This window comes from Streptomyces sp. GS7 (genome assembly GCF_009834125.1).
Lineage (GTDB): Bacteria > Actinomycetota > Actinomycetes > Streptomycetales > Streptomycetaceae > Streptomyces.
Map to the genome: position 1 here is coordinate 4,564,751 of NZ_CP047146.1, position 25,410 is coordinate 4,590,160.

Genomic DNA, 25,410 nt, shown 5'->3' on the forward strand with positions numbered 1-25,410 from the left:
AGCGCGTGAACACTCACAAACGATCGTGACACTCACATCCGCTCTGCGTCGGCGTGCTCTACGACAGAGCCGGCCGAAAGCCGCTATCTGAACAGCAGTGCAGAAGCGCCCTGTTCGGCGAGATCCTCCGCGTGCGCCGGGAGGCCCGTGCCGGCGCGCAGGTGGCGGCGGACCAGGGCGAGGGGAAGGTCGACCAGGGCGAGGGCGACGCGATCGGCGCCCTCGGGGCCGTCGAGGCTCAGGGCAGTGGCGTGGGCGGCGAGGGCGGCGAAGACACGGCGGTTGCCGGCCTCGGCGCGGCCGCGATGCTCGGGCGACCAGTGGGCGCGGCCGAAGGCTTCGGCGCCGTACAGCAGCACGGTGGCCCGCTCGGGGTGGGCGCGGCTCCAGGCGATGACATGGCGGGCCGCCATGCGGGCAGCCCGTGGGGCATCGCTGTCCGCCTCGTTGAGCACGGCCAGATAGCCCTCCTGGAAGTCCGTCACCGTTCGCAGCCACGTCTCGGCCAGCAGCTCGGTGCGTCCGGTGAACCGGTGGTAGACCGAGCCACTCGGGGCGCCCACCTCGGAGGCGACCGCGGACATGGTCACCGCCGCCGCCCCGCCCTCCGCGGCCTTGTGGACGGCGGCGTCGAGGAACTGCTCGGTGGTGAATCGGGCTGGTCTCGCCATGAAGTAGAGAGTAGTCTCCAATGAATTAGAGGAGGGTCTCCAAAATGACAACGGAGGGACGCGATGGCCGTCTACAACGTGCACGAACGGCTACTGAACGCCCAGCAGAGCGAGGTCGGAGCGCTGATCGACACGCTGGCCGGCGAAAGCGACGCGCTGTGGCCGGTGCACACGTGGCCTCGGATGGCTTTCGATCGCTCACTTGCGGTCGGAGCCGTCGGCGGACACGGCCCGATCCGCTACACCGTGAGCGGTTACGCACCCTCCATGTGGGTGCGCTTCGCCTTCAGCGCGCCGCGCGGTTTCGACGGCTTCCACGAGTTCACCGTCCACGCCGCCGGCGAGCACCGCACCCTGCTGCGCCACACCCTGGCCATGCGCACCCGCGGCCCGGCCCGCCTCACCTGGCCGTTGCTGTGGCGGTCCCTGCACGACGCGTGCCTGGAAGACAGCATGGACCGCGCCGCCACGGCCTGCGGGGCACCTCCCTTCCGACCGTCCACCTGGAACCCCTACGTCCGCCTCCTGCACGCCATAGCCCGCACCGCGAACCGGAAGGCACGGCCGGAGGAGGAAACCGCTTGAGCTCCAATGAGCCCGTTTTATCTTGAAGTTGCGGGCCATGGGACTGGTGTGAGCTGGGGCCGAGGTGCCACTGCGGGTCAGGAGCGAGATCGCCGGCAAGTGGTCATCCGGCAGGTGGCGGCTTCGGCTGGTTCGGCCCGTCGACGGGCGGAGTGATCGTCGGGCGGCTTCACAGGTTTCTGGTTTCTGCTGAAGGTCCGGGCCGGACGGGGCCCGCTGACGACCTCCGTCAGCGGGCCGTGCGCTCTGCCGGGCTCACCTGCCCGCCGGGGTCGGCGGGCGAAGCACAGGTGTCAGCAGTTCTCCCGGAGGACGTGGATTCCGGATACCAGGGTGCCTTCGAGCCGGTAGCAGTGGTTCTTGTCAGGCTCGTTGATGTACAGGGGCTGGGAGCCTCCCGTCCAGTAGACGGTGGCGGTGACCCCGGTGGCTCCCGCGGGGAAGTACGCCTTCCAGCTGGTCCCGATCGGGCGGTCGTGCTGGCAGTAGTTCTTTTTCTCTATGCCGTCCGGTCCCTGCCACTGGTAGCACGTGTCGATGAGCGACCCTGCCTTGTGATCGAACTGGATGTAGTTGTCCGTGGCGGCGGCCGCCGAAGGTGCCGTGAGCACCACGCCGGTCAGGGCCGCCCCCAGGGCGGCGACCGCACATGTCCGCGAACGCTTCGTGTTTCGCACGATGGGAGTCCACCTCTCGCTTCGGCTGTCGGACATGCCTAGCAGCCCTTGTCCGTGATCTTCGGGTTGAAGGTGTAGCCGCTCAGCTCGTAGCAGTGGCCCTTGCCCAGATCGGTGATCTGGGGCGACACATTGCCGCCGCCGATCTGTGCGGCTACGGTCACCTCGACCCTGACGCCCTTCGCGTCGTCGGGGATCTCCACTCGCCAGTCGGTGCCTTTGGGCTTTGCGTAATCGCAGGAGTCCGAGGTCGCCGAGTTCTTCCAGTGGTAGCAGGTATCGACCAGGAACCAGCCGTTGTTGGTGAACCCGATGTACTTGCCCGATCCCGCAGCGCTGGCGGACGGTGCCGTCATGACCGCGCCGCCCAGTGCGAGACTCAGGGCTGCGGCTCCGTATGCCACCGACTTCTTGATATTCCGCGCATTCCGCACAGGTGCTCCTTCGTGAGTTGTCGCGGGTGGACCGACGCCTCAGCGCCCGTTCTTCAGGGTCGCGCCGCACGCGACCACGTCGGTGTCCGCCCGCGCCGCCACCTTGAGGGGGATTTCGGTGCGCAGTCCGGTGATCTTCGCGCCGCCCAACTCGCCGCCCTGGATGGTCACATCGGAGACGCGCTGTTCCATGTCGTGGCCCATCATCAGCATCCCCTTCTGACCCGGCTTGATGGTGATCCTGATGTCGCCGCTCTTCGTCTCGGCGTTTGTCTCGCTGTACTGCGCGGAGGCGCCGACTCCCAACTTGTCCTTGACCAGGGTGATATCGATGCTGCCACCGACGTTCCAGCCCCAGGTGAAGGTCTTGCTTCCGCTGAGCGTCTGGTTGATTTCGGAGGCCCCGGGGCTGCAGTTCTGAATGGGGCCGATTCCCATACCGGCGTTGTCGACATCGAACCACTTCGTCACCTGCTGGGACGACGTGGTCGTGGCCGAGCACGAGACCTTGCTGCTCTTGCACTGGTCCAGGGCCCGCTTGACCTCCGCAGCGGAATTCACCTGATAGCCGTTGTCGTAGGTGACCGAGGGGGATCCTCCCTCCACCCAGGTGTCGGTGTGGCCGTTGACATCGGTCGTTCCGGAGCCCTGTGCGGCCGATGCCGCGGGCGCCGCCAGGGCGAGCGCGGCGGCGACGGCTCCGATGGCGACGCCTATTCTGGAGACGGAGGCGGGGAGGGAGGAGCGGACGGTCGGAGTGCATGTGGGGGGCATTGTTTCCTCACTCGGTAGATGTGCGGTAACCCGCACCTGGGGGGAACGCGGGACGGCGGCCGCCTCGCAATTGACGACAAGTGACGGCAAGTGACGTGTTCAGCAGCCCGTTTCCTGGAGTTTCGGGCGGTCGACGAGACCGGTCACCTCGAAGCAGTGATTCCGGTTGGTGTCGGTCACGACGGCGGTGTCCACCGTGGCGTAGGTGACCACACTGGCGCTGAGGTCGATCTTTGCGCCGGTGGCACCGGCGGGGAAATACGCCTTCCAGGTAGTGCCCACCGGCCGGACGTTGTGGCAGTAGTTCTTGTCCTCCGCGTCCCGCCACTTGTAGCAGGTGTTGGCGAGTATTCCGGCGTTGTTGGTGATCTGGAGGTAATTTCCGGTTCCCGCGTGTGCGGCCGGCGCGGAGAGCACGGTCGAGAAGGTCGCGGCTCCCGCCGCGAGAAGGCCATACACGGCTCTACGATTGAACTTCACGGTTGCTACTCCCTCTCACACTTCCCCATGGCATCGGAAGAATCCGATCGTTCGGGACCAGGTCGTTCGATCAGGTCGTTCGATCAGGTCGTTGGGCATGAGTAAGTCATGAGAGAGCTGCCGGATCAATTGATTCCGGATAAGTCTTCGGTACCCGGATTGCAGCTCTCGGGGTAACCACGAGGAGAGCCGGGAGAATCCACGGCCCCGGGAACGCGACCACGGCGCCCACAGCGCCCACGGCACCACGAACTACGGGACCAGGTTGGTATACCCGCAGACATGCCGGAAGCCCCTCGTCCGAGGAGGATGAGAGGCTTCCGGAGCCGACGACCGGGCGGCAGGACCGAGCGGCGGCGCGTTCCGTTCCGGGCCCGGCGGCAGCGCCGAAATTCAGGCGAAGGTGGCCGAGTTCAGGAGGAGGCGGCCGATCCACGCTCCGTGCTCACACCGCTCGCATCGGCCATTGCCGCGGCCAGATATGGGCGCCCGGGGATCCCCAGTTTGCGGTAGGCGCCGGTGAGATGGGTCTCCACGGTCCGCAGCGAGACGACGAGCCGTTCGGCGATCTCCTTGTTGCTGTATCCCTGAGCCGCCAGGGCGCTGACGCGCTCCTCCCCCGCGGTCAGCACCCGGATTCCCCCGGGTCTGCCGACCCGTCCGCCGGCGAGGTGGAGCCGCTGCTCCAGCCGCGCCGCGAGCGTCGTGGCACCGCACCCGGCGGCCAGGTCCAGGCCCCGGCGCAGTGCCTGGCGCGCACCGGGCTTGTCGTCGCGGCGCATGAGGGCGGCTCCGAAGTCGTCGAGCGCACGGGCGAGTTCGAGGCGGGCCGGGGTGGCGTCGAGTACGCTCACGGCCTCGGCCAGCAGGTCGAGCCCCCGGGCACCGCCGGTCGCGGTACCGGACGCCCGCAGCGCCACCCCGAGGGCTCGGGGGATCCGGCAGCGGCGGGCGAGGTCGAGTTCCCGCCCGGCGAGCGTACGGGCCGATGCGTCCTCGCCCAGGGCGAGATGGGCGGCCACCGCGCGCGAGCGCCACGGGTACATCGCGGGGTTGACCGTGCCGACGGCGTCGCAGTGGTGACCGCACTCGCGCAGCAGGGAGAGCGCCGCCCGTGTATCGCCCTGGGCGGTACGCAACGCTGCCAGGCTCATGAGGAACCGGGGCCGTTCCCAGGCCACTTCCGCCTGCCCGGCCGCGGCGTGCGCGAGGGCGACCCGCTCCGCGGCCTCGGTCCGGCCCAGCGCGAGCAGGGCGTCGATCCTGATCGTGTCCAGGGTCAGTGCGTACGGGAGCCGCCCGGTGGGGGAAGCCTGGTCCGCGGCGGCCTTGGCGGTGGCGAGGGCTTCGGTGATGTTTCCCCGGCGCAGTGCCAGGGCGGCCTGGTAGATCCTCAGGGACGAGCCCAGCAGCTCCATGCCCCGGCCCGAGATCTCCTGGGTCAGGTGGCGGCTGAGCCGGTCGGCCGAGTCCAGCGCGTCCAGGTAGAGCAGCGTCTGTGCGACGAAGTAGTGCAGCGGGAACAGGTCGTGCGAGAACGCCGGCAGATTGACCGACGCGCGCTCGACGAGACCGGCGACGTACGGGGCCGGCTCGGCGGCGCGCAGGGCGTGGAAGGCATGTATGGCGAGCAGTTGGCGCTCTCCCGCCGTGCGGTCGGCCAGGTCGTCGTCCGCGCCGGGGGACGGGGCCGGACCCTGACCGGCCACGGACGGTCGCTCGAACTCCATCCACGCGCGCAGTCCGGTCATCCGCAGCGCCGGCTCCCCGTCGGCGGCTCCGGCGTCCGCCCCGGGCCGGTCGCACAACGCCGCTATCTTCCGGTCCACGCTCGACAGATCCGTACGGGAGCCCCGGGACAGCAGCAGCGAGTAGGCCAGCACGCCCAGGGCGTCGGTGCGGGCCGTCCCGTCGGTCAGCCCTTCGAGCGCGCTCGTGACGCAGGAGGTCGCCAGAGCGGCGTCGTAGTGGCTCGCCGCGGTGCCCAGCTCCAGGAGCACCCGGGCACGCTCGGGTGCGTCCAGCGCCTGGTTGAGGGCGGAGCGCAGATAGGTCACCGCGGTCTCCGGCGCGCCGCGGTGAACGGCTTCGGTGGCCGCTCTGCGCAGGACCGGCAGAACCCAGGGTCCGTGCACGGGCCCGGCCGCCAGCAAATGGGCCGCGACCTCCTCGTCGGGCCGGCCGCTGAGGCAGGACACCTGGGCGGCCCGCGCATGGCCGGCGCCCAGTTCCTCGGGCGACAGCATGCCCAGCACGGTGTCGCGGACGACCGGGTGGGTGAAGCCGGGGTCGCCGTCCGCCCGCAGCAGACCCAGCGACCGCAGTTCCTCCGCCGCGGAGCGCACCACCGCCCGCCCGGTCCCGCAGAACGCGGCGAGCAGGTCCGGTGGTTTGCGGTCGCCCAGGAAGGCCAGCGCCTGTGCCAGCTCCATGACCTCGTCCGGCGTCTGACAGAGCCGGTGCGAGATCTCCGCACCGAGCGTCGACAGGTTGACCGTGGGGATACGGTCCAGGAACTCCGTCGTCGGCTTCACGCCACCGCGCTGCGCCTGGCAAAGGAGCGCCCGAACGAACAGCGGGTGCCCGCCCGTGGCGGTGTGACAGGCGGCGCAGAATGCCTCGTCGGGCCGGTCCGTGGGCCATACCGTCCGCACCAGCTGCGTCACGGCGGCAGCGTTCAGCGGCGCCACGGTGATGGTGCGGCAGTTCGCGGGCCGGACGAGCTCGGCGAACAGCGGATCACGCCCCCGGCCCTCGGCACTCCGGCTGGTCACGGCTACCAGCACCGGGTGGCCGTCCGCCCGCCCGACGAAGTGCACCAGCCAGCGCAGCGAGGGCTGGTCGATCCACTGCACCGCGTCGATGGCCAGGAGCAGTGGTCGCCGCTGGGCCAGCCGGGCGGCGAGACCGTCGAGTTCCCGCAGCGTCGATGCCGTCTGATCGGCTGCCTCCCGGAGCCGATCTGTCGCGGCGGCACCGTCCAGCGCCCGCAGTGCGGCGGCCGCGGCCCCTTCCGCGAGCTCCGTACGATCGGCCGGGGCGCTTTCCGCCAGGAGGGGCTTGAACAGCTGGCGTACCGCGCCGAAGGCGAAGGCACGTTCAAGAGGGTGGCAGCGGGCCCGGAGCACGCGGAACCGCTCATTGCGGTTCCACCAGCTGCTCATCAGGGCCGACTTGCCGATCCCTGCGGGCCCTTCGAGCTGGACGACGCGGGTCCGGCCGGACAGGACGCCGGCGGCCACCGCGTCGATGGCTGCGAGTTCGGGCTCACGCCCGACCACCGGCCAGTCGTCACCGCACGCATCACGGGAATGTACGAACGTCACCAGTTGCTCAACTCTCATCGTCCTCATCTGGTCTTCCAGACGACGTGAGGACCCCGACGGTTGACCCGCGCCCGTACGTGCTACGACCATCTTGCGCGCGCCCTCGGGGTCGCGATCACCGAGGCGATGACCGACCGGGGGCTTGCTGGACCGGGAGCAGGGGCTGACTCCCACCAGCAACGGGACCGACTGCCCGGCCGAACTCGGCCTCGTGCCACCTCCCGCCACGGCGCCCGCTCGTGCCTGGACCTAACCGAACGCCGCCCCACCTGGCCGGTGCCGCCGTGTGCCGTCACACCTTCGACTCCGGTTGGATCAGTCGGATCAGTACCCGTCGCGCCATCGCTCTCACCAACACTGGTCGGCGCGCGCTTCGGAGCCACCTCGGCCTGTCCGACGAGACGCGCACCTCTCTCAGATGAACACCGATCTCACCTGGTCAGACGCTGTCGCGACCCGCGCCGCAACCAGTCGTTCGACACTGACCCACGCTCCTCGCCAGCCCGGTCCGGCACGCTGCCCAGGAACCCCAGCGCCACCTTCCAGACACGCTCCGCCGCCTCCGCGTCGTAGTCCGGCAGGTCCCGGTCGGTGAAGAAGTGGCCGGCGCCGGCACAGCGGTCCGCCTCGATGTCCGCGCCGGCCCGACACATCCGGAAGTACCGGAAGTTCAGCCAGTCGTGCGGCTCGTACGGGCCAGGCCCGGCGACGTGCGGCTGCACTGGCAGGTCATGGGCGGTGACGCCCTTGGCGATCTCGGAGGTGCCGGCCACCAGGAGGAGCCCGCGAGCCTTCTCGTCACTCAGGGCGAGGTTGTGCACCAGCGTGCCGAAGGACAACCCGGCACAGACCAGCCCGCGGTCGGAATACGGGGCGACGGCGGCGTGCGCCGGCTTGCGCATCTCCTCCTTGCACAACTCGCCCTTGACCCGGTTGAGGCCGAAGACCAAGTCTGCGGTCCGGTCCTCGAACAAGTCGGGATCGATCACCTCGTGACCGGCGGCGCCGCAGCCGATCCGCGGCGGCGTGCACCGCGGGGCGCAGTCCCCACAACGAATGAAGATCCACCATCGTGAAGTCGCCGGTCGCGGGGCGGGTTTGAGTCGTTGATCGTGTGCTCGTGCCGGTCGCGGGCGGTTGCCGAGGCGCAAGAACGCCTGCGGTTTCGGCGAACGCGGATCCGTGGATTCCCCGGTTGTGCGTGAGGATCAGCTGCACTGAGGTGGTCCAGCGTGGCCGCCTGGCGGGCGAGTTGCTGCGGACGGTAACGAGTGACCAGCGTGAGTAAGGTGCCCAATCGGATCCGGGAGGTCGCCAACTCGGCTGCGGTCAGCAGCATCCAGGAGTCCCCGACGGGGCGCCCCTGGTGCACTCGGTGCAGTACGTGGTCCCGGCGTAGGCTGACGCTCGCACGTACTCGTTGATCAACTCGGCTCGCGGCCGACGTCTCGTCATGGGACCAGCAGCCCCCACGAGAGGGCCCAGGGGATGAAGAGCAGCCCGCCGGCGAGGAGCATCGCGAGCCGGACGGCGCCGCCGCCGTCCCGCCTTCGCCACCAGTCGATGGTGGTCGCCACCGTGGCGGCCACCGTGGTCGCGGCGAGGGCCTGCAGGCCCAGCCAGGGCGGGGTGCGGCCGCCGAGCAGCGGGCCGAGCGCATACCCGCCGGTGTCGGCCACCAGAAACAGCAGACAGAGGAGGCCGAGGCCGGTGCCGGCCAGGCCGGCGGCGGCGAGCAGCCGGGCTGGGGCCCTCGCTGCGGGTGCGGCGCGGCGCCCCATGAGGCGGCGGGCGGCCGCTGTCGCCGGGTAGGACGCGAACGCGGCCAGCAGGGCCGTTGCTGCGGCGAGTTGGAGGCCGACGTCCATCGGCGCCAGTGGGTGGCTCGCGGTGAGCTGGTGTGGCGCTGGGGAGGAAGTGCCGAGCCCCGGCGGCGGGGTGTGGGTGGGATCGTTGATCCAGTCGGCCACCAGGTCGGCCGTGCCCGGGGTCGGGGTGGGGGTGTGGGGGAAGCCGTCGTCGGTCGGCGTGTGCAGGTCGTGGTTGCTGGGCAGGAAGCGGACGCTGACCCGGCGGTTGCCGCCCTGGGCGAGCGCCGCGGAGATCAGGCGGGTGCTCTCGGCCGGCACCGCCTGCCGGTCCCGGTCGCCCCACAGCAGCAGCACCGGCTGGCGGAGTCGACGCCAGGCGGGCAGCGGGTCGTAGCCGGCCGCCGGGAACAGCCCCGCCGACGACACCAGCCGCAGGGCACGGGTCACGGCGCCGGGCATCGAGCCGGACACGCCCGCGTGCCTGAACAGCTGCTCTTCGGCCCAGCCGGTCTGTCGGGCGGGGGCAGCCCCGCGGCGCCGATCGTCACGACGAACCGGACATCCTGTGACTTCCAGGCGGCCAGCGACACCGCCCAGGCCCCCTCGCTCAGCCCCCACAGGCCGCTGCGGGCGGGGTCGACGCCAGGCTGACGGTCCAGGGTACGCAGAGCGGCCAGCGCGTCGTCGCCCAGCTGGGCGTAGTCGTGGTGGAAGGTCGCGTAGCCGACGGTCCGCTTGTTGTAGACGAGGGTGACGACGCCGCGTCGGGCGTAGCTCTCGGCCTCGGGGCGCAGGGCAGTGGTGGCGGGTGTCGCGTGCACGGCGCTGGTGGAACCACCGACCATCACCAATCCGGGCCTACGGGTCGCCTCAGCAGGGAAGTTCGAGGGGGCGAAGACGGTGCCGTGCAAGGTGAGCCCGCCAGAACCGGTGAAGGAGACGGAGCGGGTCGTGACCGGCGCAGGGGCCGGTGGGGCGGCGGCAGCGGTGCCCGTCAGCAGCGCGGTCGCCGCAACAGCCGCGGCTGTTGCGGCTGACGCGGCTGCGACGGATCGAAGGATTCGAGACGGGCGCATACCCCCACTCTGCTGCGCACCGCGCGCCTGTCCCATCCGAACACCCCCCTGCAGGAGCGGGGGTTCACCCCGCCCGACCCGGGGGATTGTCCCCTCGACTTCCGTCGTTCCGACTGCTCATGGGGGCTCAAGCGACGCTGGCGTACGCCCAGGCTCACCGGTCGTGGACGGACCCACGGCGAACGAGATCGGCCATAGGAGTCGCCGAACCCGGCCATCCGTGCCCCTTATGGCCGCACCCACGCGACGACCGGCCCCGGACCGTCCGGGAGCCTCCCGCGAGGACCGTGTCCGTTCGGGACCGCCCTGGACTCAAGGCGGCTCCAGCGACGCCCGATAACGGGAACGGAATCCCCCGGTGGAAAGAGTGCTTCACTCACATGTCAGCTCGCGGACGGGCCGGCGAGGCCGCGAAGACGGCTCCGCCGCACAGCCGCGATTCCCCATCTCCCGAGACGGAGGACGACCTCATGGGTTCGCTTGATCTGACCGGACGCGTGGCCCTGGTGACCGGGGCGACCAGCGGCATCGGCGCCGCCACCGCGACGCTGCTGGCCCAGCGCGGAGCACACGTACTGGTCGCCGGCCGCGACAGCTCCCGCGGCGAGTCAGTGGTCGCCGCCATCCGCGGCCGCGCAGGCAAGGCCGACTTCATCGCCGCCGACCTGCGCGAGGCGCAGTCGGTGCGACAACTCGCGCGGCGGGCAGTGGAACTGGGCGACGGCCGGGTCGACATCCTGGTGAACAACGCGGGCGTCTACCCGTTCGGGCCCACCGACGAGGCAACGGAGAGCGAGGTCGACACCGTCTACGCGCTCAATGTGAAGGCGCCGTTCCACCTGGTGGCGGAACTCGCGCCGGCGATGGCCGAGCGGGGCAGCGGCGCGATCGTCAACGTGAGCACCATGGTCGCCGCGTACGGGGCCGTGGGCATGGCCCTGTACGGGTCGAGCAAGGCAGCCGTGGAGCTGCTGACCAAGGCGTGGGCGGCCGAGTACGGCCCGCGCGGGGTACGGGTCAACGCCGTGCGCCCCGGGCCGGTACGCACGGAAGGCACGGCCGGCATGGGGGAAGACCTCGACGCCCTGGCCGCCCAGGCCCCAGCCGGCCGACCGGCCGAGCCGGAGGAGATCGCCGATGCCGTCGCCTACCTGGGCAGCGACGCGGCGAGCTTCGTCCAGGGCGCCGTGCTCCCCGTGGACGGCGGCCGCACAGCCGTCTGACGCGCGCGGCCCCACGGCGTCCGTCGCAGCAGGTGGTTCCCGGCCGCGCCCTCGTCGAAGGGCTCGGCGCCCGCATGAACCGGGACGACCTGGTCCAGCTCACCGGCCGTGGCCGACAGCGGGTGACGGACGCGGCACACGAGGTCGCACAGACGCGCTCGACCCGGGCCCGCGTCAAGGACGAGGTCCTGCGTTCGTCGACGCCTGGCAGGAGCCGCTGCACATCCTGGTGAACAACGCCGGCGTCATGGCCTGCCCCGAGCAGTACACCGAGCAGGGCTGGGAGTGGCAGTTCGCCACGAATCACCTGGGCCACTTCGCCCTGGCCACCGGGTTGCACAACGCACTGGTCGCCGACGGCAACGCCCACGTGGTGGCCGTCAGTTCCACCGGGCACCAGCAGTCGCCGATCGTGTGGGACGACGTCAACTTCGCCTTCCGCCCCCACGACCCCTGGCTTGCCTACGGCCAGTCCAAGACCGCCAACGTCCTCTTCAGCGGTGGAGGCGAGCCGCCGCTGGGCCGACGACAACATCACCGCCAATGCACTCATGCCCGGCGCGATCTACACGAACCTGCAACGCCACACCGGCGGCCGGGGCAGCGGCCGCGTCCCTGCCGAGCTGATCAAGACCGTCGAGCAGGGCGCCGCGACCTCCGTCCTCCTCCTTGCGGCCTCACCGCTCCTGGAAGGTGGCGGGGGCCGCTACTTCGTCGACTGCAAGGAGTCCGAGGTCGTCGCCTGTCGGCACACGACGGCACCGCCCGCCGTCCGCGCACCGGCGAGCTACTGTCCACGGTGAACTTCGTGCCGCCGGCCCGCGCGGCCGGTTCAGCGGACGGTTCCTGGCCCGGGGGACGGATCTGGGGCTGGCGCGCAGCCTGACCCACAGGCCCCGTTGTCCCGCGGCCATCTCCTCGGCCACGGGACAACGGCGACCGCATCGGCGGGCAACGCCGACAGCCCCGCCGGCCCTGAACAGTGAACCGGCGGGCCTGCCCCACACCCGGATCGCGGTGCCCGGAGCCGGCCGCTCAGCCGAATCGGAACCAAGCCTTCGATGACACCCACTCACCTCCGCGGATCCTCATCGCCTGGCCCGGACCGGCTCAGCGCGCGGCACCTGACGCCACGTCGACCTACCGCCAGTCGTGGCGGCCGTGCCGCCATCCGCGGAAGCCGTCGCGGTCGTGCCGCCATCCCTCGCCCCGGAAACCCTCACCGCCGTGCCGCCATCCGTCACGGTCGTGGTGGTAGCCGGGGTGACGGCCGTGGTAGCCGTGGTGACGGCCGTGGTCGTAGCCACGGTCCGCGGCGGAGGCAGGAAGTGCGCCGACGCCGACGACCGCGCCGGCCACGAGCACGGCGACGGCGATGCGCTTGCTGTAGGACATGGAAGATTCCTTTCCTCGCGCAATACGGCGAGAGCCCCGCCGATTACGACACGGATCTGCCGGCTGGTCACCGGCAAAGGGAATCTTCCCGATCAATTACCCCAAAGCCCCTTGAACGCGCCGCAAGTTACCAATCCGGAACAATGCGCCATTTTCTCCCCAATGCCGTGTGCCACCAGCGCGGCATCGGCGACAGACACCACAACGGCGCGCACCCCGACGTCAGCTCCTCGCGCTACGGGCGATGCGGTACAGCACGTTCGGACGCAGTGGCCCTTCGGGCGCGGTGGGGTCGTCGAAGTCGCCGTCCGGGACCCGCGTCATGCCGATCCGGCGCATCACCGCCTGGGAGCGGAGGTTGGTGGCCGTTGTCACACTGAGGATCTCGGGAAGTTCAAGAGTGTCGAAGCCGTAGGCCACGACCGTCAGCGCGGCCTCGGTGGCGTAGCCCCGCCCCCAGGCCGAGCGGGCGAGCCGCCAGCCGATCTCCACCCCTGTGAACGGCATGTCGTCATCCACCTGATCCAAGCCCGCGAAGCCGATGAACTCACCCGTGGCCCGCACCTCAACCGCCCACCACCCGTAACCTCGCTGGTCGAACTCGGCCTGGAACCGCGCCACGGAAGCATCGCTTTGCTCCCGGGTCAGCAGATCGCCCAGGTGCTCCCGAACCTCAGGATCGGCATTCATCACCGCCCACGGTTCAAGGTCAGAGTCACGCCATCGGCGGAGGGTGAGGCGATCGGTACGCAGTTCAGCCATGCTGCCCAGCAAACGTGAGCTGTGAGCCCGATGCAATCCCTTTTCTTCAGGGCGACAGTGCCACGCAGAAGGAACATGCACGGCTCGCTCCCAGGCTGACGGAGCGACCGCCAACCCGGCGAATCCACGAGGTCACAGGCGGTCCCGCCCCGTCATCGATCCTCACGCGGACGCACCGCACCATCCCCGCCCCCACCAGACGGGCCGGCACAGCACATCCCTGACAAGCTACTCCATATGACCCATCACCCCATGCAACCGGACGGCATCGACATCACGCCAACCCGCAGACCCCACCCGGCCCTTACTCACACCCCCGAAAGGGGAAGGCACTCCCCCGTCAGGATCACATCCATGGCCGGACGAACAGGTCCCCAGACGTCGCCCGACAGCACCCGCGTCCTGCGGGAGATTCCCGAAGGGGCCCTACAGTGATCGGGGCCGCTACATCACGCCCAGCAGCTCCACCCCCCGAGAACAGCTCCACCCCTACCAGTTCATTTGGTGGGGTCACTTCGTCAAAGAGGAGAAGGCCGCGAGGCGGACCGCGCAGGACTGGGCAAGCCGTGCGAGTGCCCGGCGTGGTGCATGCCGTGCGCGCCGGAGCGAGGTTAGACAAGGGGCATGGCCCGAACCCCGGGCCGCTCCTCGCGTGAGCGTCGACAGCGGCCGCCAGGCTCTCCGAAGCCGCCGAAGCGGCGTTCCCGGCCCAAGGCGAGCATGAGCAGCGTCGCCGGGCAGATGTTCATGCTGCAGGCGCTGATCATCGTGCTGCTCGTCGCGGCGGCTGTGGCCTCGCTGGCGCTGACGGCCCGCAACGACAGGTTCCAGGCGGCGCGAGCCCGCTCGCTGGCCGCCGCCGAGAGCTTCGCCCACGCCCCCGGCCTGCCCGCCGTGCTGCGCGGCCCGAACCCGGCTTCCGTGCTCCAGCCGCTGGCCGAAGCGGCCCGCAAGACGGGCAATGTCGACTTCATCGTCGTCATGAACCCGGACGGCATCCGCTATTCGAGCCCGCGGCCGGAACGGATCGGCAAGAAGTTCATCGGCACCATCGGACCGGCGTCGACCGGCCACGTCACCATCGAAAGCCTCCAGGGTCCCGTCGGCGAGGAGATACAGGCCGTGGTGCCGGTGAAGGACGGGGGCAGGGTCGTGGGCATGGTGGCGTCCGGGCTCAAGGTCAGCAAGATCAGCGGTGCCGCCGACCGGCTGCTCCCCTTCCTCATCGGCGCCGGCGCCGGCGCGCTGGCCCTGGCCACGGCCGGGACGGCTCTGGTGAGCAGGCGGCTGCGGCGGCAGACCCACGGTCTCGGACCGGCCGAGATGACACGGATGTACGAGCATCACGACGCGGTGCTGCACGCCGTGCGCGAGGGCGTGGTCATCGTCGGTGACGAGGACCGGGTCGTACTCGCCAACGACGAGGCGCGCCGGCTCCTCGCTCTGCCCCCGGACGTGGAGGGGCGGCAGGTCGACAGCCTCCACCTCGACTCCAGGATGACGGGGCTGCTGCTTTCCCGGCGCGATGCCTCGGACGCGGTGCTCCCCGTCGGCGACAGTCTCCTCGCGGTGAACAACCGGTCGACGGACCGCCACGGCGGCCCGCCCGGCAGCGTCGCCACCCTGCGGGACTCCACCGAGCTGCGTGCCCTCGCCGGGAAGGCAGAGGCCGCTCAGGGCAGGCTGCGGCTGCTCTACGAGGCAAGCGTCACCGTCGGCACGACCCTGGACGTCACCCGCACCGCCGAGCAGCTGACCGAGGTGGCCGCCCGCTGGTTCGCCGACTACGTCACCGTCGACCTCGCCGAACCCGTCCTGCACGGTGACGAGCCACCGCCCGGCGGATACGCGCAGGCGCCGGAACTGCGTCGCGTGGCGCTCGGCGGTACGTTCTCCCATCCCCAGTACCGGGTGGGCGAGGTGTACCGGTACGCCCCCGCCACGCCAATGGCCACCGTCTTCGTCAGCGAACGGCCCGTGCTCGTACCCGATTTGTCCGCCGCCTCTGAATGGCGTGCGGGAGACCCCGAGCGCACCCGGATCGTCATCGAGCACGGCCTGCAGTCGCTCATCACCGTGCCGCTCAAGGCACGCGGTGTGCTGATGGGCGTCGCCAACTTCTGGCGGATGCGGGAAAGCCCGCCCCTGGAAGAAGACGACCTGACCCTGGCCGAGGAGCTTGCGGCCCGGGCAGCCGTCTGCATCGACAACGCGCGCCGCTTCACCCGCGAACACGCCATGGCCGTCACCCTCCAGCGCAGCCTGCTCCCCCGCGTGCTGCCCGAACAGACCGCGCTCGACGTCGCCTACCGGTATCTCCCGGCCCGGACCGGAGTGGGCGGAGACTGGTTCGACGTCATCCCGCTGCCCGGAGCCCGGGTCGCGCTCGTCGTCGGCGACGTGGTCGGCCACGGCCTGCACGCAGCCGCCACCATGGGCCGGCTACGCACCGCCGTGCAGAACTTCTCGACCCTGGATCTGCCACCGGACGAACTCCTGGCCCACCTCGATGACTTGGTCGACCGCACCGACCGGGACACGGCCACAGGCACGGCCGCCAATACGGACTCGGACAGGGATACGGGCCCGGCGAAGGACGAACTCACCATCACGGGCGCCACCTGCCTCTACGCCATCTACGACCCCACCACCGGCACCTGCACCATGGCCCGGGCCGGCCATCCGCCACCCGCCGTCGTCCACCCCGACGGCACCGTGGAAGTCACCGAGCTCCCCGCAGGCCCGCCGCTCGGCGTGGGCGGTCTCCCCTTCGAGGCCGCGGAGCTACGGCTCCCGGAGGGCAGCAGCCTCGTGCTCTACACCGACGGCCTCGTCGAGGACCGAGAACGCGACCTCAACACCGGCCTGGAGACCCTCTGTACGGCCCTGGCCTGCCCCTCCCGCCCACCGGAGGAGATCTGCGACGTCGTCATCAGCACGCTGCAGCCCGCCCGCCAGAGCGACGACATCGCCCTCCTCGTCGCCCGCACACACCTGACGGATCCCGGCCGCATCGCCGAGTGGGACGTGCCGTCCGAGCCCTCGGCCGTGGCGGGCGCCCGCGCCGACGTCACCCGACAGCTGACACGCTGGGGGCTGGAGGAGCAGGCGTTCACCACCGAGCTGATCCTCAGCGAGCTGATCACCAACGCCATCCGCTACGCCCCCGGCCCGATCAAGGTGCGCCTCCTGTACGACCGGACCCTGATCTGCGAGGTGACCGACACCAGCAGCACCTCACCCCACCTGCGCTACGCCGCCGACGAGGACGAGGGCGGCCGCGGCCTCTTCCTCATCGCCCAGCTCGCCGAACACTGGGGCACCCGCTACTTCGCCCGGGGCAAGGTCATCTGGGCCGAGCAGGCGGTGACCTGACAGAGGCAGAGCAGGCCGTGCCCTGAGAACCGACGATGCCGGCGCGAGCGGACGGCCAGGCCGGAAGCCGGCCCGTGTCGCCCAGGGAAGTCACGATCTTCTTGCGGTACCGGTCGACCGCGCCGAGGACGGAGTAGATCGCGTCGAACCGCTCATCGGATGCCTGCAGGTAGTGCAGGGCTTGGTCGGCCTCGAAAGTCGGATTGCCACTGAGGGACCGGGCGGGCGGCCAGTGGCGTGCCCTGCCGATGGGTTGCGCTGTGCCCATGACCGGATGGGCCGCGGCGGTCGCCGTGAGCCTGCGGGGGGAAATGCGCTGGCACGCTTTCCGGTGATCTTGTTACGGTGCTGGGGACCGCAGATCGCGGACCCCGTACCGGGCCTGTGTGCCCTGGGAAGAGAGTGTTGATGCCCCGGACCGCGCCGAGCGCGCCTCGCAGCACCGTGTGACCGTCCGTCTCTCCTGCCGCCGTTCCTGCACGGCGACCGGACGTGAGTTCCGGTGCCCTGTACCGCCAAGCAGCACCCTGCCCGCCCCTGGGCGGTGTGTGCGTGGCCTCTTCGTCGAGGACCGCTCGGCCGGCTCTTGCTGTCATCGCAGACTTTTCAGCAAGGAGCGCCACGGGTGTCCCACATCAGCAACAACACTCACAGGAACAACAGCACGCTCAAGGTCGACACGTTCACCTGCGCATGGTGCGGTCTGACCGTCTCCACCTTCGCCGCCGACGGCGCGCGGCGTAACCACTGTCCGTCGTGCCTGCACTCCCGGCACCTCATCGACCACGTCGAGGGCGGCCCGAGTCAGTGCCACGGCCGCATGACCCCGATCGCCATCGCCGTGCTGCGCACCGCTGACTGGATGCTCATCCACCGTTGCGTGCGCTGCGACGAGCTCACCTCCAACCCGGTGTGCGCGGACGACAACCAGCTCATGCTGATGCGCATGGCCGTCCGCCCGCTCGCACAGCCGCCGTTCCCGCTCGAAGCCCTCGGCAGCCTGTGACCCCGGACGGAAGGAGGAACACCGTCATGCCACGGCGCAAACAACCACGCGGCCGGGACCGGTCGGAACGGCGTCCGCAGCGGTACAAGGACGTCCTCCACGGTAGCGGCGGCCACCGCGCCAACGACTTCCGGTGCGTCAACTGCCGCCTGGACGTGTCCTTGACCGCCCCGGGCACGGCTCACCGCAACCACTGCCCGAACTGTCTGGCCAGCCTGCACGTCGACGGCCGTATCCCGGGCGATCGCGCCTCGGACTGCCGTGGGCGGATGGCGGCACTTGCCCTGTTCACCCGGCCGGACGGCGAGTGGATGATCGTCCACCAGTGCCTGACCTGCGGTGAGCTCAGCGCGAACCGCATCGCAGGTGACGACAACGCCCTCGCCCTGGTGCGCCTGGCGCTCAAACCGCTCCAGGACACCACCATGGCCAGCCGCGCCCTGCTCACCCTGTAGGAAACAGGGCCGGGGTGCCGGTGCACGGCACCGGCACCCCGGCGACCCGACCCACCAGCAGCCGGACGCCGGGCCGAAGCGGGCGCCTACGGGTGGTAGCGCATCGCCCCAGCCGCCGGCGGCCGTACCGTCGTGAAGGCGCGGGACGGCGTGCACGTCCAGGTTCAAGGGAGCAGGACGAGCTTTCCTTTCGTGCGGCGGGCGAGCAGGTCCTCGTGCGCCTGGCGGGCCCGCCCGAGCGGGTACGCCGCCCCGACCAGGGGTCGCAGGCGCCGCCTGGCCGTGAGGTCGAGCAGTTCCTCCAGCGGTGCGCCCCCGGCCCCGTCCCGGACGAGCAGCGGGATGAGCCAGAAGCCCGCGACGGTAAGGCTGTCCACTGCCAAGCGGCTCGGCGCGACGGCGGAGGCCGGCTGCCGGGCAGAGGCCCCATAGGTGACAAGACGACCCAGGTATCCCAAGGTGTCCAGGGCGGCGTCGACAACCGGGCCGCCAACGGCATCCAGCACGATGTCGACCGGCCGCCCGCCGTTGGCGGCAAGGACCCGCTCCCGATAGTCCCGCACCTCGCCGTCGATCGCCACGTCCGCTCCCAACTCCAGGGCGAAGGCGCGCTTTTCCTCGGAGGACGCGGTGGCAATGACCCGTCCGGCCCCGAACTCCCGGGCCAGCTGGACGGCGAGGCTTCCGGTGCCGCCCGCGGCGGCATGCACCACTACGCTCTCGCCGGGCCTGATGCGGGCGACCGAGCGCAGCAGGTGCCAGGCCGTCAGCCCCTGGACGAGGACCGCCAGCGCCTCGCCCGCGCTCACGCCCTCCGGGACCGCGACCAGGTCGCGCTCGGCCACCACGGCCCGCTCGGCGTAACCGCCCTGCAGGAGGTGGCCGAGCATCCGGCGCCCGTCCGCCGTCCGGCCCACGACCTCCATGCCCGGGATCCGCGGCAGCGGACCCTTGGGCGCATAGGGGCCGTCGGGCTGCTCGCCGGCGATCTGCTTGATATCGCCGAAGTTGACGCCCGCGGCCTCCACCTCGACCACCGTCTCCCCCGGCCCCGCCACCGGGTCGGGCACCTGGTCCTCCGCCAACACCTCGGGCCCGCCGAACCGTTCGAACCGCATGGCACGCATGTGTCTCCTCCTCGCTGAAAGGATCTTTCCAGGGCCTCCACGCCGATGGCCATCACGCCGATGCCGGACCCGGACATCACCTGCGACGGCACCGGGCTGCTCCGCGTCACGCTCCTGCTGCGGCTCCGCACAACGAATCGAAGGCGCCGCGCCGGGCACCGTCGTGCACGTCACCGCCACCGGTCCAGCCGCCCCACTCGACCTGTCGGCATCGTGCCACCCGGTCGGCCACGCGTACCTGGGCGCGGTGGACGCGGGCCGACCGGCCCGCCTATGCCTCCGGCTCGCCGCCAACTCCCGGGGCACCCGATCCCCTGCGCCATGGCGCCCTGTCGACTGACCGCTTCCCCCTCACGACTGCCGTCTGACGGATCAGGCCGACGACTTCGGCTCCACGGCCGGCCGATCACACGGCAGACGGTCGAGCTCGGCCGCCCAGCGGTCGGACCAGCGCACCAGTCCCCGGAGTTCGTCATAGACATCCCGGCCCAACCCGGTCAGCCGGTAGGCGCCGGACGCGTCGCGTTCGACGAGCAAGGTCTCCTGCAGCTCGCCGAGGCGCTGCTGCAGCACGCTGGACGACATGCCGTCGCACCGCTGCTGCAGTGGCCGGAAACCGAGCGGCCCGTCGCGTAGTTCCCACAGGATGCGCAGGATCCACCGCCGACCGAACAAGTCGAGTGCGGCCATGAGCGGACGGCCGGTGGTGGAACCACGAACGGGGCGTCGGGGGCGAGGTGTTGGGGTCATCCGGGATGCCGTCCTGCTGGGTGCCGTTGGAGGTAGCGCTTCGGAATCAGAAACATTACTCTCCCTCGTGACGCTTCGAAATACGAAGCGCCGCCAGGGGAGGAACCCGCCGCCATGGCCACCCGGATCCCACCACTGTCGGCTCCCTATCCCGGACAGACCGCGGCAATACTGCGGCGCATGATGCCGAACGGGGAGGAGCCGATCGCACTCTTCCGCACCTGCGCCCGCAACCTCCCACTCGCCGAGGCGCTGCACGGCTGGGGCTCCTACCAGCTCAGCCGCCGCCTCAGCCTCGGCCTGCGAGACCGGGAGCTCGTCATCGACCGCACCTGCGCCCGGTGCGGCTGCGAGTACGAATGGGGCGTCCACATCACCCGCTTCGCCGATCGCGCCGAACTGACCTCCCAGCAGATCACCTCCCTCACCCATGGATCCAGCGCCGACCTCTGCTGGACCGGCGAGCGCGACCGACTGCTCCTCGATACCGCCGACGCCCTGCACGACGGCCACGACATCGACGACGCCCTGTGGGCCCGGCTCAGCGCCCAGTTCAGCTCCGAACAGATCCTCGACGTGCTGATGCTGTGCGGCTGGTATCACGCCATCAGCTTCACCGCCCGCGCCACCAGGCTCCCACCGGAGCCGGGCGCACCGCGGTTCGATGCCTTCCACACAACCGACTCGCAGGTTGGTCGCTGATGAGTGAGCGCGGCCTGCCCGTCGCCATCGTCCGCGCGTGCCTGCGCGACGGCAGAGGCGGCAGCCCCACTGCGGTGATGGATGAGGCGCCGTTGAGTGACGACGAGCGCCGCCGTGTGCCGGTCCTGACGGGAACCTCGCACGCCGTCTTCGTCTCCGTGAACGACGGCCGACCCAGCGGTCCCGCGGTTTCCCTTCGCTTCTTCACCGCCGAGGGAGAACTGCCCGCGTGCGGCCACGGGACGATCGCCGCTCTGGCCTTCCTGGCCGACCGAGCCGAGTGCCGGGAGTACCGGGCCACCCTCCATACCTCGGAGCGTGTCCTCCCCGGCTGGGCCGTACGCGAGAAGACGCACGTCAAGGCCGCCTTCGCCCCCGGCCCCATCGACCTGCGCGCCCCCACCGGGGCCGAGTGCCACCTCATCCTGCCCGCACTCGGCGACACCTCGACCACGCTCGCTGCGGGTACCCGCGTCGCCTCCGTGGACCTGGGGCGGCCGCGGATACTGGTTCCCATCGGCTCCCGGGCCGCTCTCGCCACCCTCGCCCCCGACGTCGAACGGCTCCGCGCCGCCTGTGACCGCCTCGGCATGCTCGGCTGCTACGTCCACACCGCGCCGACCTCCGCAGGCCGCGTCGCAGCCCGCATGTTCGCGCCATCGATCGGCGTCGCGGAGGACATCGCCAACGCCAACAGCACCGCCTGCCTGGCCGCACACCTCGCCGGGCAGGGCATCACCGGCATCGCCGTCGACATGGGCGACCGCCTCGGCCACCCCTCCACGATCACCGCCACCGCACAGCACACCCCGTCCGGCACCACCGTCCATCTGGGCGGCGCTGCCGAGGTCACGCATGTCCTCCGCCTTCCGCAGCCCCCGTACGGCTGGCGGGCGGCAGGCCGCACCGACCCCGTAGAGCCCATCCGCGAACCGGCCAGGAAGCGGAATCCAGAACCCGATCTCTTCCCTCCCTGGTCAGTGTCCCGGTGAGTGGCCCGAAGGCGCTCATGCCGTCGGGAGCACCCGAACAGGAAAGAGTGAACGCGCAATGAACTCAAGCACGTTGACCACACCGCTGTGCCGCCTGCTGGGCATCCGCGTGCCCGTCATCCAGGCACCCATCGGTTCGGCGGCCACGCCCGAACTGGCCGCCGCGACCTCCCGCGCGGGCGGACTGGGCACACTGGCGCTCACCTGGACCGGGCCCCAGCAGGCCGTGGCGCAGATCCGCCGGGCCCGCGAACTGGCAGACGGCCGCCCCTTCGCCGTGAACCTGGTGCTGGACTTCCCCATCGACGACGTGATGACCGTCTGTCTGAACGAGGAGGTGCCCATCGTCTCGACCTTCTGGGGCGACCCGGGCGACGTCTCCGGACGTCTCCACGCCGCGGGCGTGCTGCACCTGCACACCGTCGGCTCCGTCGAGGCGGCCGAGCGCGCGGCCGATTCCGGCGTGGACGCCATCGTGGCGCAAGGCTGGGAGGCAGGCGGCCACGTGCGGGGCCAGGTCTCCACCCTCGCCCTGGTGCCGGCAGTGGTCGACGCGGTCGCGCCGGTGCCGGTCATCGCCGCCGGCGGCATCGCGGACGGACGCGGCCTCGCCGCCGTCCTCGCCCTCGGCGCGCAGGCAGGCTGGCTCGGCACCCGCTTCCTGACCGCGCTGGAGGCCGCGACCCACGAGGTGTACCGCGCCGCCGTGCTGCGCGCGGCACCGCAGGACGCGGTCCACACCCGCTGCTTCGACGGCGGCTGGCCCCACGCACCCCACCGGTCGCTCCGCAACTCCACTCTTACGGCCTGGGAAGCAGCGGGCAGCCCCGCCGCCCCCAACCGGCCCGGCGAAGGCGTGATCGTGGCCACGGACAGCCAGGGACGCACCCACCAACGGTACGCGGACATGGTTCCGATCCCCGGGATGACCGGCGATGTCGAGGCTCTGGCGCTCTATGCCGGCCAGTCGGCCGGCCTGGTCCGCGACACCCTCACCGCAGAGCGGATCGTGGCATCCATCTGCGATCAAGCCGAGCGGATCACGTCCGGTGCCTAGACGACTCAGGCCCCGCGATTCCTACCCAGACCACACTGCCGACACCCGAGGTCGCAGCGGTTCACCATGCAAAGCGAAGGAACAGACATGAAACTGGCCCGGGAGATGATCTACAGCGAAACCATCGACGGCCCTTGGGGTCCGACCACCGGCAGTCCTCTGGGAGAACGGCTGTGCTGGCGGGTGAACACCGCGCGCCTCGTCGGCGAGCGGATCGACGCCACACTGGTCACACCCGGGATGGACTGGATCCGGCTCGGCACAGACCAGGTGCGCCGACAGGATCTGCGGGTCACGCTGGCCACTGACGATGGCGAGGTCATCATGCTGAGCTACGACAACGCACTGATCCGGGAAAGCCCGGCATTCCTCGCCGCGCTGAGCGAGGGACGGGAAACCCGGTTCGATGACCAGTACATGCGGATGGTCGCCCAGTTCGACACCGGCGCCCCCAATTACCGGTGGCTCACCCAGAGCCTGTTCATCGGCGAGGGCCGACTGGCCGGCCCTCGCACCATCGAGTACCAGATTTACCGCCTGGACTGACACGGCAGCCGTAAGTCGTGATCAAGAGGATCGCGGGACGGGGTCGGCGTGGGTGTGCCAGCGCCGAAGGGTCGGGCGGCTGAATGCCTGGCCCGTGGCAAGCACTCGTCCCACCTCACAACGCGGCGCCAGGCGGTGGTGCTTCGAGCCCGGCGGGGAAGGACGAGCGGCTTGCCTGCGCGGCCTACGAAGTGGCCCACGACCCGCCACCCCGGGTGCTGGCCGCCGTCCCCAGACTGGAGTCCAATCCAGGGCTGAACTACTTCGTCCAGGGGGCCGTCCTCTCCGACGAGAAGACCGGTGGTCCCTCGCTGTTGCCGGCACCGTCGCCTCAGCCGCCCGGCGCCACCAGCCCCGTCTCGTACGCGACGACGACGGCTTGCGCCCTGCTGTCCAGGTCGAGCTTCGTCATGGTGCGGTTCAGGTGTGTCTTGACGGTCGCCTCGCTGATGTAGAGGCGGTCGGCGATCTCCAGGTTGGACAGCCCCCGCGCGATCAGTTTCAAAACCTCCACCTCACGCGTGGTCAACGCTGCCAGGCTCGGGGGCGGTTCGGCCCCGCCCCCGGCTCCGGTCCCGGCCTGCCGGGCGAACGCCTCGACCAGGCGCCGGGTGACGCTGGGCGCGAAGAGCGCGTCGCCACCACCGACCGCGGCCACCGCGGCGAGCAGACGCTCGGGCCCCGAGTCCTTGAGCAGAAACCCGGAGGCACCGGCCCGCAGCGCCCCGTAGACGTACTCGTCGAGGTCGAAGGTGGTCAGCACCAGGATCCGGGGCGCGGGGCCGTCGCCTTCGGTGGCGGCCCGGGCGAGGATGCGCTCGGTGGCCTGGATGCCGTTCAGGCCGGGCATCCGGATGTCCATCAGGATCACGTCGGGCCGGGTCCGCGTGGCCAGTGCGACGGCCTCCTCGCCGTCGGCCGCCTCGCCGACCACCTCGACCCCGGGCGCGGCGCGCAGCAGCCCCACCAGGCCGGCGCGGATGAGGAACTGGTCGTCGACGACGAGCACTCTGGTCATCCCGTGGTGTCGTCCCCCTGCCCTGCGGCCTGTACCGAGGTCGGCAGGGTCAGCCGCACGGCGAACCCCCCGTCACTCCGCGGGCCGATGCTGACCGTCCCGCCGTAGAGCTTGGCCCGCTCCCGCATGCCAATCAAGCCATGTCCGCCCCCGGTTCGCACTCTGTCCGGATTCACCCCCTCTCCGTCGTCCGTGACCGACACGCCCACGTGGTGCGGCCCGTATGCCAGCACCACCTCCGCGCTCGCGCCCGGCGCGTGCTTCAGTACGTTGGTCAGCGCCTCCTGCACGACGCGGTACGCGCACAGTTCGAGGCCGGGCGCCAGGGGGCGCGGGGTGCCATCGACGCGCAGTGCGACGGGGACTCCCCCGGCGCGGATCCGCTCGACCATCTCGTCCAGACGTGCCAGGCCCGGCATCGGCGCGGCCGCTGCGCCGCCGTCGTCCGCGGCGCGCAGCACCTTCAGCATGCGCCGCAGCTCCTCCAGCGCCTCCTTGCTGGTGGCGTCGATGGTGTCGAGCGCCGTACGCGCGGTGACCCGGTCGCTGTCGAAGACGAAGCGGGCGAGACCCGTCTGCACCGATATGACGGACAGGTGGTGGGCGACCACGTCGTGCAGTTCTCGCGCGATCCGGCCACGTTCCTCGGCGACTTCGCGCCGGGCCCGCTCCTCCTGCTCGCGGCGGAGCCGGCGGGCCAGCTCGGCCGACCGGCGGGCGACGGCGCCGAACCGCCACAGGACGGCGGGAAACGCCAGCGCTTGGCTGACGACGGACGGCATCGACGCGTGGACGGTGACCGCACCGGCGTAGATCCACAGTGCGCCCGTCAGCGCCGCGCAGGGCACGGAGACGCGGGCGGGGCGAAGCGCGGCCACCGTGTAGACGGCGAGCAGCGGGCCGAAGCTGCTCACGACGGGCCAGTAGCCCAGGGTGACGTAACCGGCGAACGCCAGGTGCACGGAGGCGAAGACGGCGAGCGGCGCCTTGCTCCGCAGGGCGACCGGCAGGTTCGCCAGGGCCGCCAGCACATGGGCGGGCAGGTCGAGTGCGGGCCAGCCCTGAGCCGCGGCCTCCCGCCCGAGCAGCAGGGCCACGCCGGTCTCGGCGAGCGCGATCAGGGTGTCGACGACCAGCACACGAGACGGGCGGATCCGCATCGCCGCAG

Annotated in this window: 24 protein-coding genes and 3 pseudogenes; 11 read left to right on the top strand and 16 right to left on the bottom strand. The window is 70.8% G+C overall.

Annotated elements, in window-relative coordinates:
• Window positions 1-83: 83 nt before the first annotated feature.
• Window positions 84-671 (bottom strand): TetR/AcrR family transcriptional regulator, encoded by a 588-nt coding sequence (locus GR130_RS20340; protein ID WP_159506038.1) that lies wholly within the window; start codon window positions 669-671, stop codon window positions 84-86.
• Between the two features lie 63 nt (window positions 672-734).
• Between GR130_RS20340 and GR130_RS20345 the strand changes: the two genes are divergently transcribed.
• Window positions 735-1,256, top strand: a complete 522-nt coding sequence (locus GR130_RS20345) for an SRPBCC family protein (RefSeq protein ID WP_159506039.1) — start codon at window positions 735-737, stop codon at window positions 1,254-1,256.
• A 293-nt stretch (window positions 1,257-1,549) separates the two neighbouring features.
• On the opposite strand, the gene GR130_RS20350 is transcribed toward GR130_RS20345, so the two are convergent.
• The 9 genes and pseudogenes from GR130_RS20350 to GR130_RS20390 all read right to left on the bottom strand — a co-directional run bounded on the left by GR130_RS20350 (window position 1,550) and on the right by GR130_RS20390 (window position 9,603).
• On the bottom strand, window positions 1,550-1,933 hold the full coding sequence (locus tag GR130_RS20350; RefSeq protein WP_159506040.1) for a hypothetical protein: 384 nt from the start codon (window positions 1,931-1,933) through the stop codon (window positions 1,550-1,552).
• 38 nt (window positions 1,934-1,971) lie between these two features.
• Window positions 1,972-2,367, bottom strand: a complete 396-nt coding sequence (locus GR130_RS20355; protein WP_159506041.1) for a hypothetical protein — start codon at window positions 2,365-2,367, stop codon at window positions 1,972-1,974.
• Window positions 2,368-2,406: 39 nt separating this feature from the next.
• Window positions 2,407-3,141 (bottom strand): hypothetical protein, encoded by a 735-nt coding sequence (locus tag GR130_RS20360; RefSeq protein ID WP_159506042.1) that lies wholly within the window; start codon window positions 3,139-3,141, stop codon window positions 2,407-2,409.
• Window positions 3,142-3,240: 99 nt separating this feature from the next.
• Window positions 3,241-3,600: a hypothetical protein gene (locus GR130_RS20365; protein ID WP_159506043.1), complete on the bottom strand. Its 360-nt coding sequence runs from the start codon at window positions 3,598-3,600 to the stop codon at window positions 3,241-3,243.
• Between the two features lie 434 nt (window positions 3,601-4,034).
• The gene (locus tag GR130_RS20370) at window positions 4,035-6,965 is read right to left on the bottom strand and encodes an ATP-binding protein (protein WP_236573263.1); all 2,931 of its coding nucleotides are present in this window, start codon (window positions 6,963-6,965) and stop codon (window positions 4,035-4,037) included.
• Between the two features lie 413 nt (window positions 6,966-7,378).
• A pseudogene (locus GR130_RS20375) lies at window positions 7,379-8,018 on the bottom strand (dienelactone hydrolase family protein).
• Between the two features lie 145 nt (window positions 8,019-8,163).
• A pseudogene (locus GR130_RS20380) lies at window positions 8,164-8,337 on the bottom strand (LLM class flavin-dependent oxidoreductase); the annotation flags it as partial.
• A 61-nt stretch (window positions 8,338-8,398) separates the two neighbouring features.
• Entirely contained in the window at window positions 8,399-9,229 is an 831-nt protein-coding gene (locus GR130_RS20385; RefSeq protein WP_159506044.1) for a hypothetical protein, read from the bottom strand.
• Entirely contained in the window at window positions 9,202-9,603 is a 402-nt protein-coding gene (locus GR130_RS20390; RefSeq protein ID WP_159506045.1) for an alpha/beta hydrolase family protein, read from the bottom strand. Before GR130_RS20390 ends, GR130_RS20385 begins: the two co-directional genes overlap by 28 nt.
• A gap of 701 nt (window positions 9,604-10,304) precedes the next feature.
• On the opposite strand from GR130_RS20390, the gene GR130_RS20395 reads away from it, so the two are divergent.
• The 3 genes and pseudogenes from GR130_RS20395 to GR130_RS20400 form a co-directional block, all read left to right on the top strand.
• Window positions 10,305-11,057: an SDR family NAD(P)-dependent oxidoreductase gene (locus GR130_RS20395; RefSeq protein ID WP_159506046.1), complete on the top strand. Its 753-nt coding sequence runs from the start codon at window positions 10,305-10,307 to the stop codon at window positions 11,055-11,057.
• 74 nt (window positions 11,058-11,131) lie between these two features.
• Window positions 11,132-11,290 carry a hypothetical protein gene (locus GR130_RS39915; RefSeq protein WP_201305276.1) on the top strand — a complete coding sequence of 53 codons (159 nt, stop codon included), beginning with the start codon at window positions 11,132-11,134 and terminating at the stop codon, window positions 11,288-11,290.
• Window positions 11,248-11,860 (top strand): annotated as a pseudogene (locus GR130_RS20400) (SDR family NAD(P)-dependent oxidoreductase); the annotation flags it as partial. The gene GR130_RS39915 and the pseudogene GR130_RS20400, both read left to right, overlap by 43 nt.
• A gap of 337 nt (window positions 11,861-12,197) precedes the next feature.
• Here the strand turns inward: GR130_RS20400 and GR130_RS20405 are convergent.
• Window positions 12,198-12,452 carry a hypothetical protein gene (locus GR130_RS20405; RefSeq protein WP_159506047.1) on the bottom strand — a complete coding sequence of 85 codons (255 nt, stop codon included), beginning with the start codon at window positions 12,450-12,452 and terminating at the stop codon, window positions 12,198-12,200.
• Window positions 12,453-12,674: 222 nt separating this feature from the next.
• A complete protein-coding gene (locus GR130_RS20410) occupies window positions 12,675-13,214 on the bottom strand; it encodes a GNAT family N-acetyltransferase (protein WP_159506048.1) in 540 nt (179 codons plus the stop codon).
• 720 nt (window positions 13,215-13,934) lie between these two features.
• Here GR130_RS20410 and GR130_RS20415 point away from each other — a divergent pair.
• The 3 genes from GR130_RS20415 to GR130_RS20430 all read left to right on the top strand — a co-directional run bounded on the left by GR130_RS20415 (window position 13,935) and on the right by GR130_RS20430 (window position 18,050).
• Window positions 13,935-16,589, top strand: coding sequence for a SpoIIE family protein phosphatase (locus GR130_RS20415; protein ID WP_236573265.1), 2,655 nt, complete (start codon window positions 13,935-13,937; stop codon window positions 16,587-16,589).
• Window positions 16,590-17,214: 625 nt separating this feature from the next.
• Window positions 17,215-17,595 carry an RNHCP domain-containing protein gene (locus tag GR130_RS20425; protein WP_443043632.1) on the top strand — a complete coding sequence of 127 codons (381 nt, stop codon included), beginning with the start codon at window positions 17,215-17,217 and terminating at the stop codon, window positions 17,593-17,595.
• A 26-nt stretch (window positions 17,596-17,621) separates the two neighbouring features.
• On the top strand, window positions 17,622-18,050 hold the full coding sequence (locus tag GR130_RS20430; RefSeq protein ID WP_159506050.1) for an RNHCP domain-containing protein: 429 nt from the start codon (window positions 17,622-17,624) through the stop codon (window positions 18,048-18,050).
• 164 nt (window positions 18,051-18,214) lie between these two features.
• On the opposite strand, the gene GR130_RS20435 is transcribed toward GR130_RS20430, so the two are convergent.
• Window positions 18,215-19,177 (bottom strand): quinone oxidoreductase family protein, encoded by a 963-nt coding sequence (locus GR130_RS20435; protein ID WP_159506051.1) that lies wholly within the window; start codon window positions 19,175-19,177, stop codon window positions 18,215-18,217.
• A 372-nt stretch (window positions 19,178-19,549) separates the two neighbouring features.
• Entirely contained in the window at window positions 19,550-19,867 is a 318-nt protein-coding gene (locus tag GR130_RS20440) for a winged helix-turn-helix transcriptional regulator (RefSeq protein ID WP_201304951.1), read from the bottom strand.
• A 240-nt stretch (window positions 19,868-20,107) separates the two neighbouring features.
• On the opposite strand from GR130_RS20440, the gene GR130_RS20445 reads away from it, so the two are divergent.
• The 4 genes from GR130_RS20445 (at window position 20,108) to GR130_RS20460 (ending at window position 23,224) form a co-directional block, all read left to right on the top strand.
• On the top strand, window positions 20,108-20,629 hold the full coding sequence (locus GR130_RS20445) for a carboxymuconolactone decarboxylase family protein (RefSeq protein ID WP_236573267.1): 522 nt from the start codon (window positions 20,108-20,110) through the stop codon (window positions 20,627-20,629).
• Window positions 20,629-21,621 carry a PhzF family phenazine biosynthesis protein gene (locus GR130_RS20450; RefSeq protein ID WP_159506054.1) on the top strand — a complete coding sequence of 331 codons (993 nt, stop codon included), beginning with the start codon at window positions 20,629-20,631 and terminating at the stop codon, window positions 21,619-21,621. The genes GR130_RS20445 and GR130_RS20450 overlap by 1 nt, the downstream gene beginning before the upstream one ends.
• On the top strand, window positions 21,590-22,678 hold the full coding sequence (locus GR130_RS20455; protein WP_268977975.1) for an NAD(P)H-dependent flavin oxidoreductase: 1,089 nt from the start codon (window positions 21,590-21,592) through the stop codon (window positions 22,676-22,678). The genes GR130_RS20450 and GR130_RS20455 overlap by 32 nt, the downstream gene beginning before the upstream one ends.
• 87 nt (window positions 22,679-22,765) lie before the next feature.
• Window positions 22,766-23,224: a DUF3237 domain-containing protein gene (locus tag GR130_RS20460; protein ID WP_159506056.1), complete on the top strand. Its 459-nt coding sequence runs from the start codon at window positions 22,766-22,768 to the stop codon at window positions 23,222-23,224.
• Window positions 23,225-23,555: 331 nt separating this feature from the next.
• Here the strand turns inward: GR130_RS20460 and GR130_RS20465 are convergent, their stop codons facing one another.
• Entirely contained in the window at window positions 23,556-24,242 is a 687-nt protein-coding gene (locus tag GR130_RS20465; RefSeq protein ID WP_159506057.1) for a response regulator, read from the bottom strand.
• A complete protein-coding gene (locus GR130_RS20470) occupies window positions 24,239-25,402 on the bottom strand; it encodes a sensor histidine kinase (RefSeq protein ID WP_159506058.1) in 1,164 nt (387 codons plus the stop codon). Before GR130_RS20470 ends, GR130_RS20465 begins: the two co-directional genes overlap by 4 nt.
• Window positions 25,403-25,410 lie beyond the last annotated feature (8 nt).

Excerpts from the sequence above, each read along its gene's own strand:
- GR130_RS20445 (WP_236573267.1), top strand. The coding sequence starts at position 20,108 with ATGATGCCGAACGGGGAGGAGCCGATCGCACTCTTCCGCACCTGCGCC.
- GR130_RS20415 (WP_236573265.1), top strand. The coding sequence starts at position 13,935 with ATGAGCAGCGTCGCCGGGCAGATGTTCATGCTGCAGGCGCTGATCATC.
- GR130_RS20435 (WP_159506051.1), bottom strand. The coding sequence starts at position 19,177 with ATGCGTGCCATGCGGTTCGAACGGTTCGGCGGGCCCGAGGTGTTGGCG.
- GR130_RS20370 (WP_236573263.1), bottom strand. The coding sequence starts at position 6,965 with ATGAGAGTTGAGCAACTGGTGACGTTCGTACATTCCCGTGATGCGTGC.
- GR130_RS20360 (WP_159506042.1), bottom strand. The coding sequence starts at position 3,141 with ATGCCCCCCACATGCACTCCGACCGTCCGCTCCTCCCTCCCCGCCTCC.
- GR130_RS20340 (WP_159506038.1), bottom strand. The coding sequence starts at position 671 with ATGGCGAGACCAGCCCGATTCACCACCGAGCAGTTCCTCGACGCCGCC.
- GR130_RS20410 (WP_159506048.1), bottom strand. The coding sequence starts at position 13,214 with ATGGCTGAACTGCGTACCGATCGCCTCACCCTCCGCCGATGGCGTGAC.
- GR130_RS20470 (WP_159506058.1), bottom strand. The coding sequence starts at position 25,402 with ATGCGGATCCGCCCGTCTCGTGTGCTGGTCGTCGACACCCTGATCGCG.
- GR130_RS20465 (WP_159506057.1), bottom strand. The coding sequence starts at position 24,242 with ATGACCAGAGTGCTCGTCGTCGACGACCAGTTCCTCATCCGCGCCGGC.
- GR130_RS20460 (WP_159506056.1), top strand. The coding sequence starts at position 22,766 with ATGAAACTGGCCCGGGAGATGATCTACAGCGAAACCATCGACGGCCCT.
- GR130_RS20405 (WP_159506047.1), bottom strand. The coding sequence starts at position 12,452 with ATGTCCTACAGCAAGCGCATCGCCGTCGCCGTGCTCGTGGCCGGCGCG.
- GR130_RS20440 (WP_201304951.1), bottom strand. The coding sequence starts at position 19,867 with ATGGCCGCACTCGACTTGTTCGGTCGGCGGTGGATCCTGCGCATCCTG.
- GR130_RS20395 (WP_159506046.1), top strand. The coding sequence starts at position 10,305 with ATGGGTTCGCTTGATCTGACCGGACGCGTGGCCCTGGTGACCGGGGCG.
- GR130_RS20390 (WP_159506045.1), bottom strand. The coding sequence starts at position 9,603 with ATGGTCGGTGGTTCCACCAGCGCCGTGCACGCGACACCCGCCACCACT.
- GR130_RS20345 (WP_159506039.1), top strand. The coding sequence starts at position 735 with ATGGCCGTCTACAACGTGCACGAACGGCTACTGAACGCCCAGCAGAGC.
- GR130_RS20450 (WP_159506054.1), top strand. The coding sequence starts at position 20,629 with ATGAGTGAGCGCGGCCTGCCCGTCGCCATCGTCCGCGCGTGCCTGCGC.
- GR130_RS20430 (WP_159506050.1), top strand. The coding sequence starts at position 17,622 with ATGCCACGGCGCAAACAACCACGCGGCCGGGACCGGTCGGAACGGCGT.
- GR130_RS39915 (WP_201305276.1), top strand. The coding sequence starts at position 11,132 with ATGAACCGGGACGACCTGGTCCAGCTCACCGGCCGTGGCCGACAGCGG.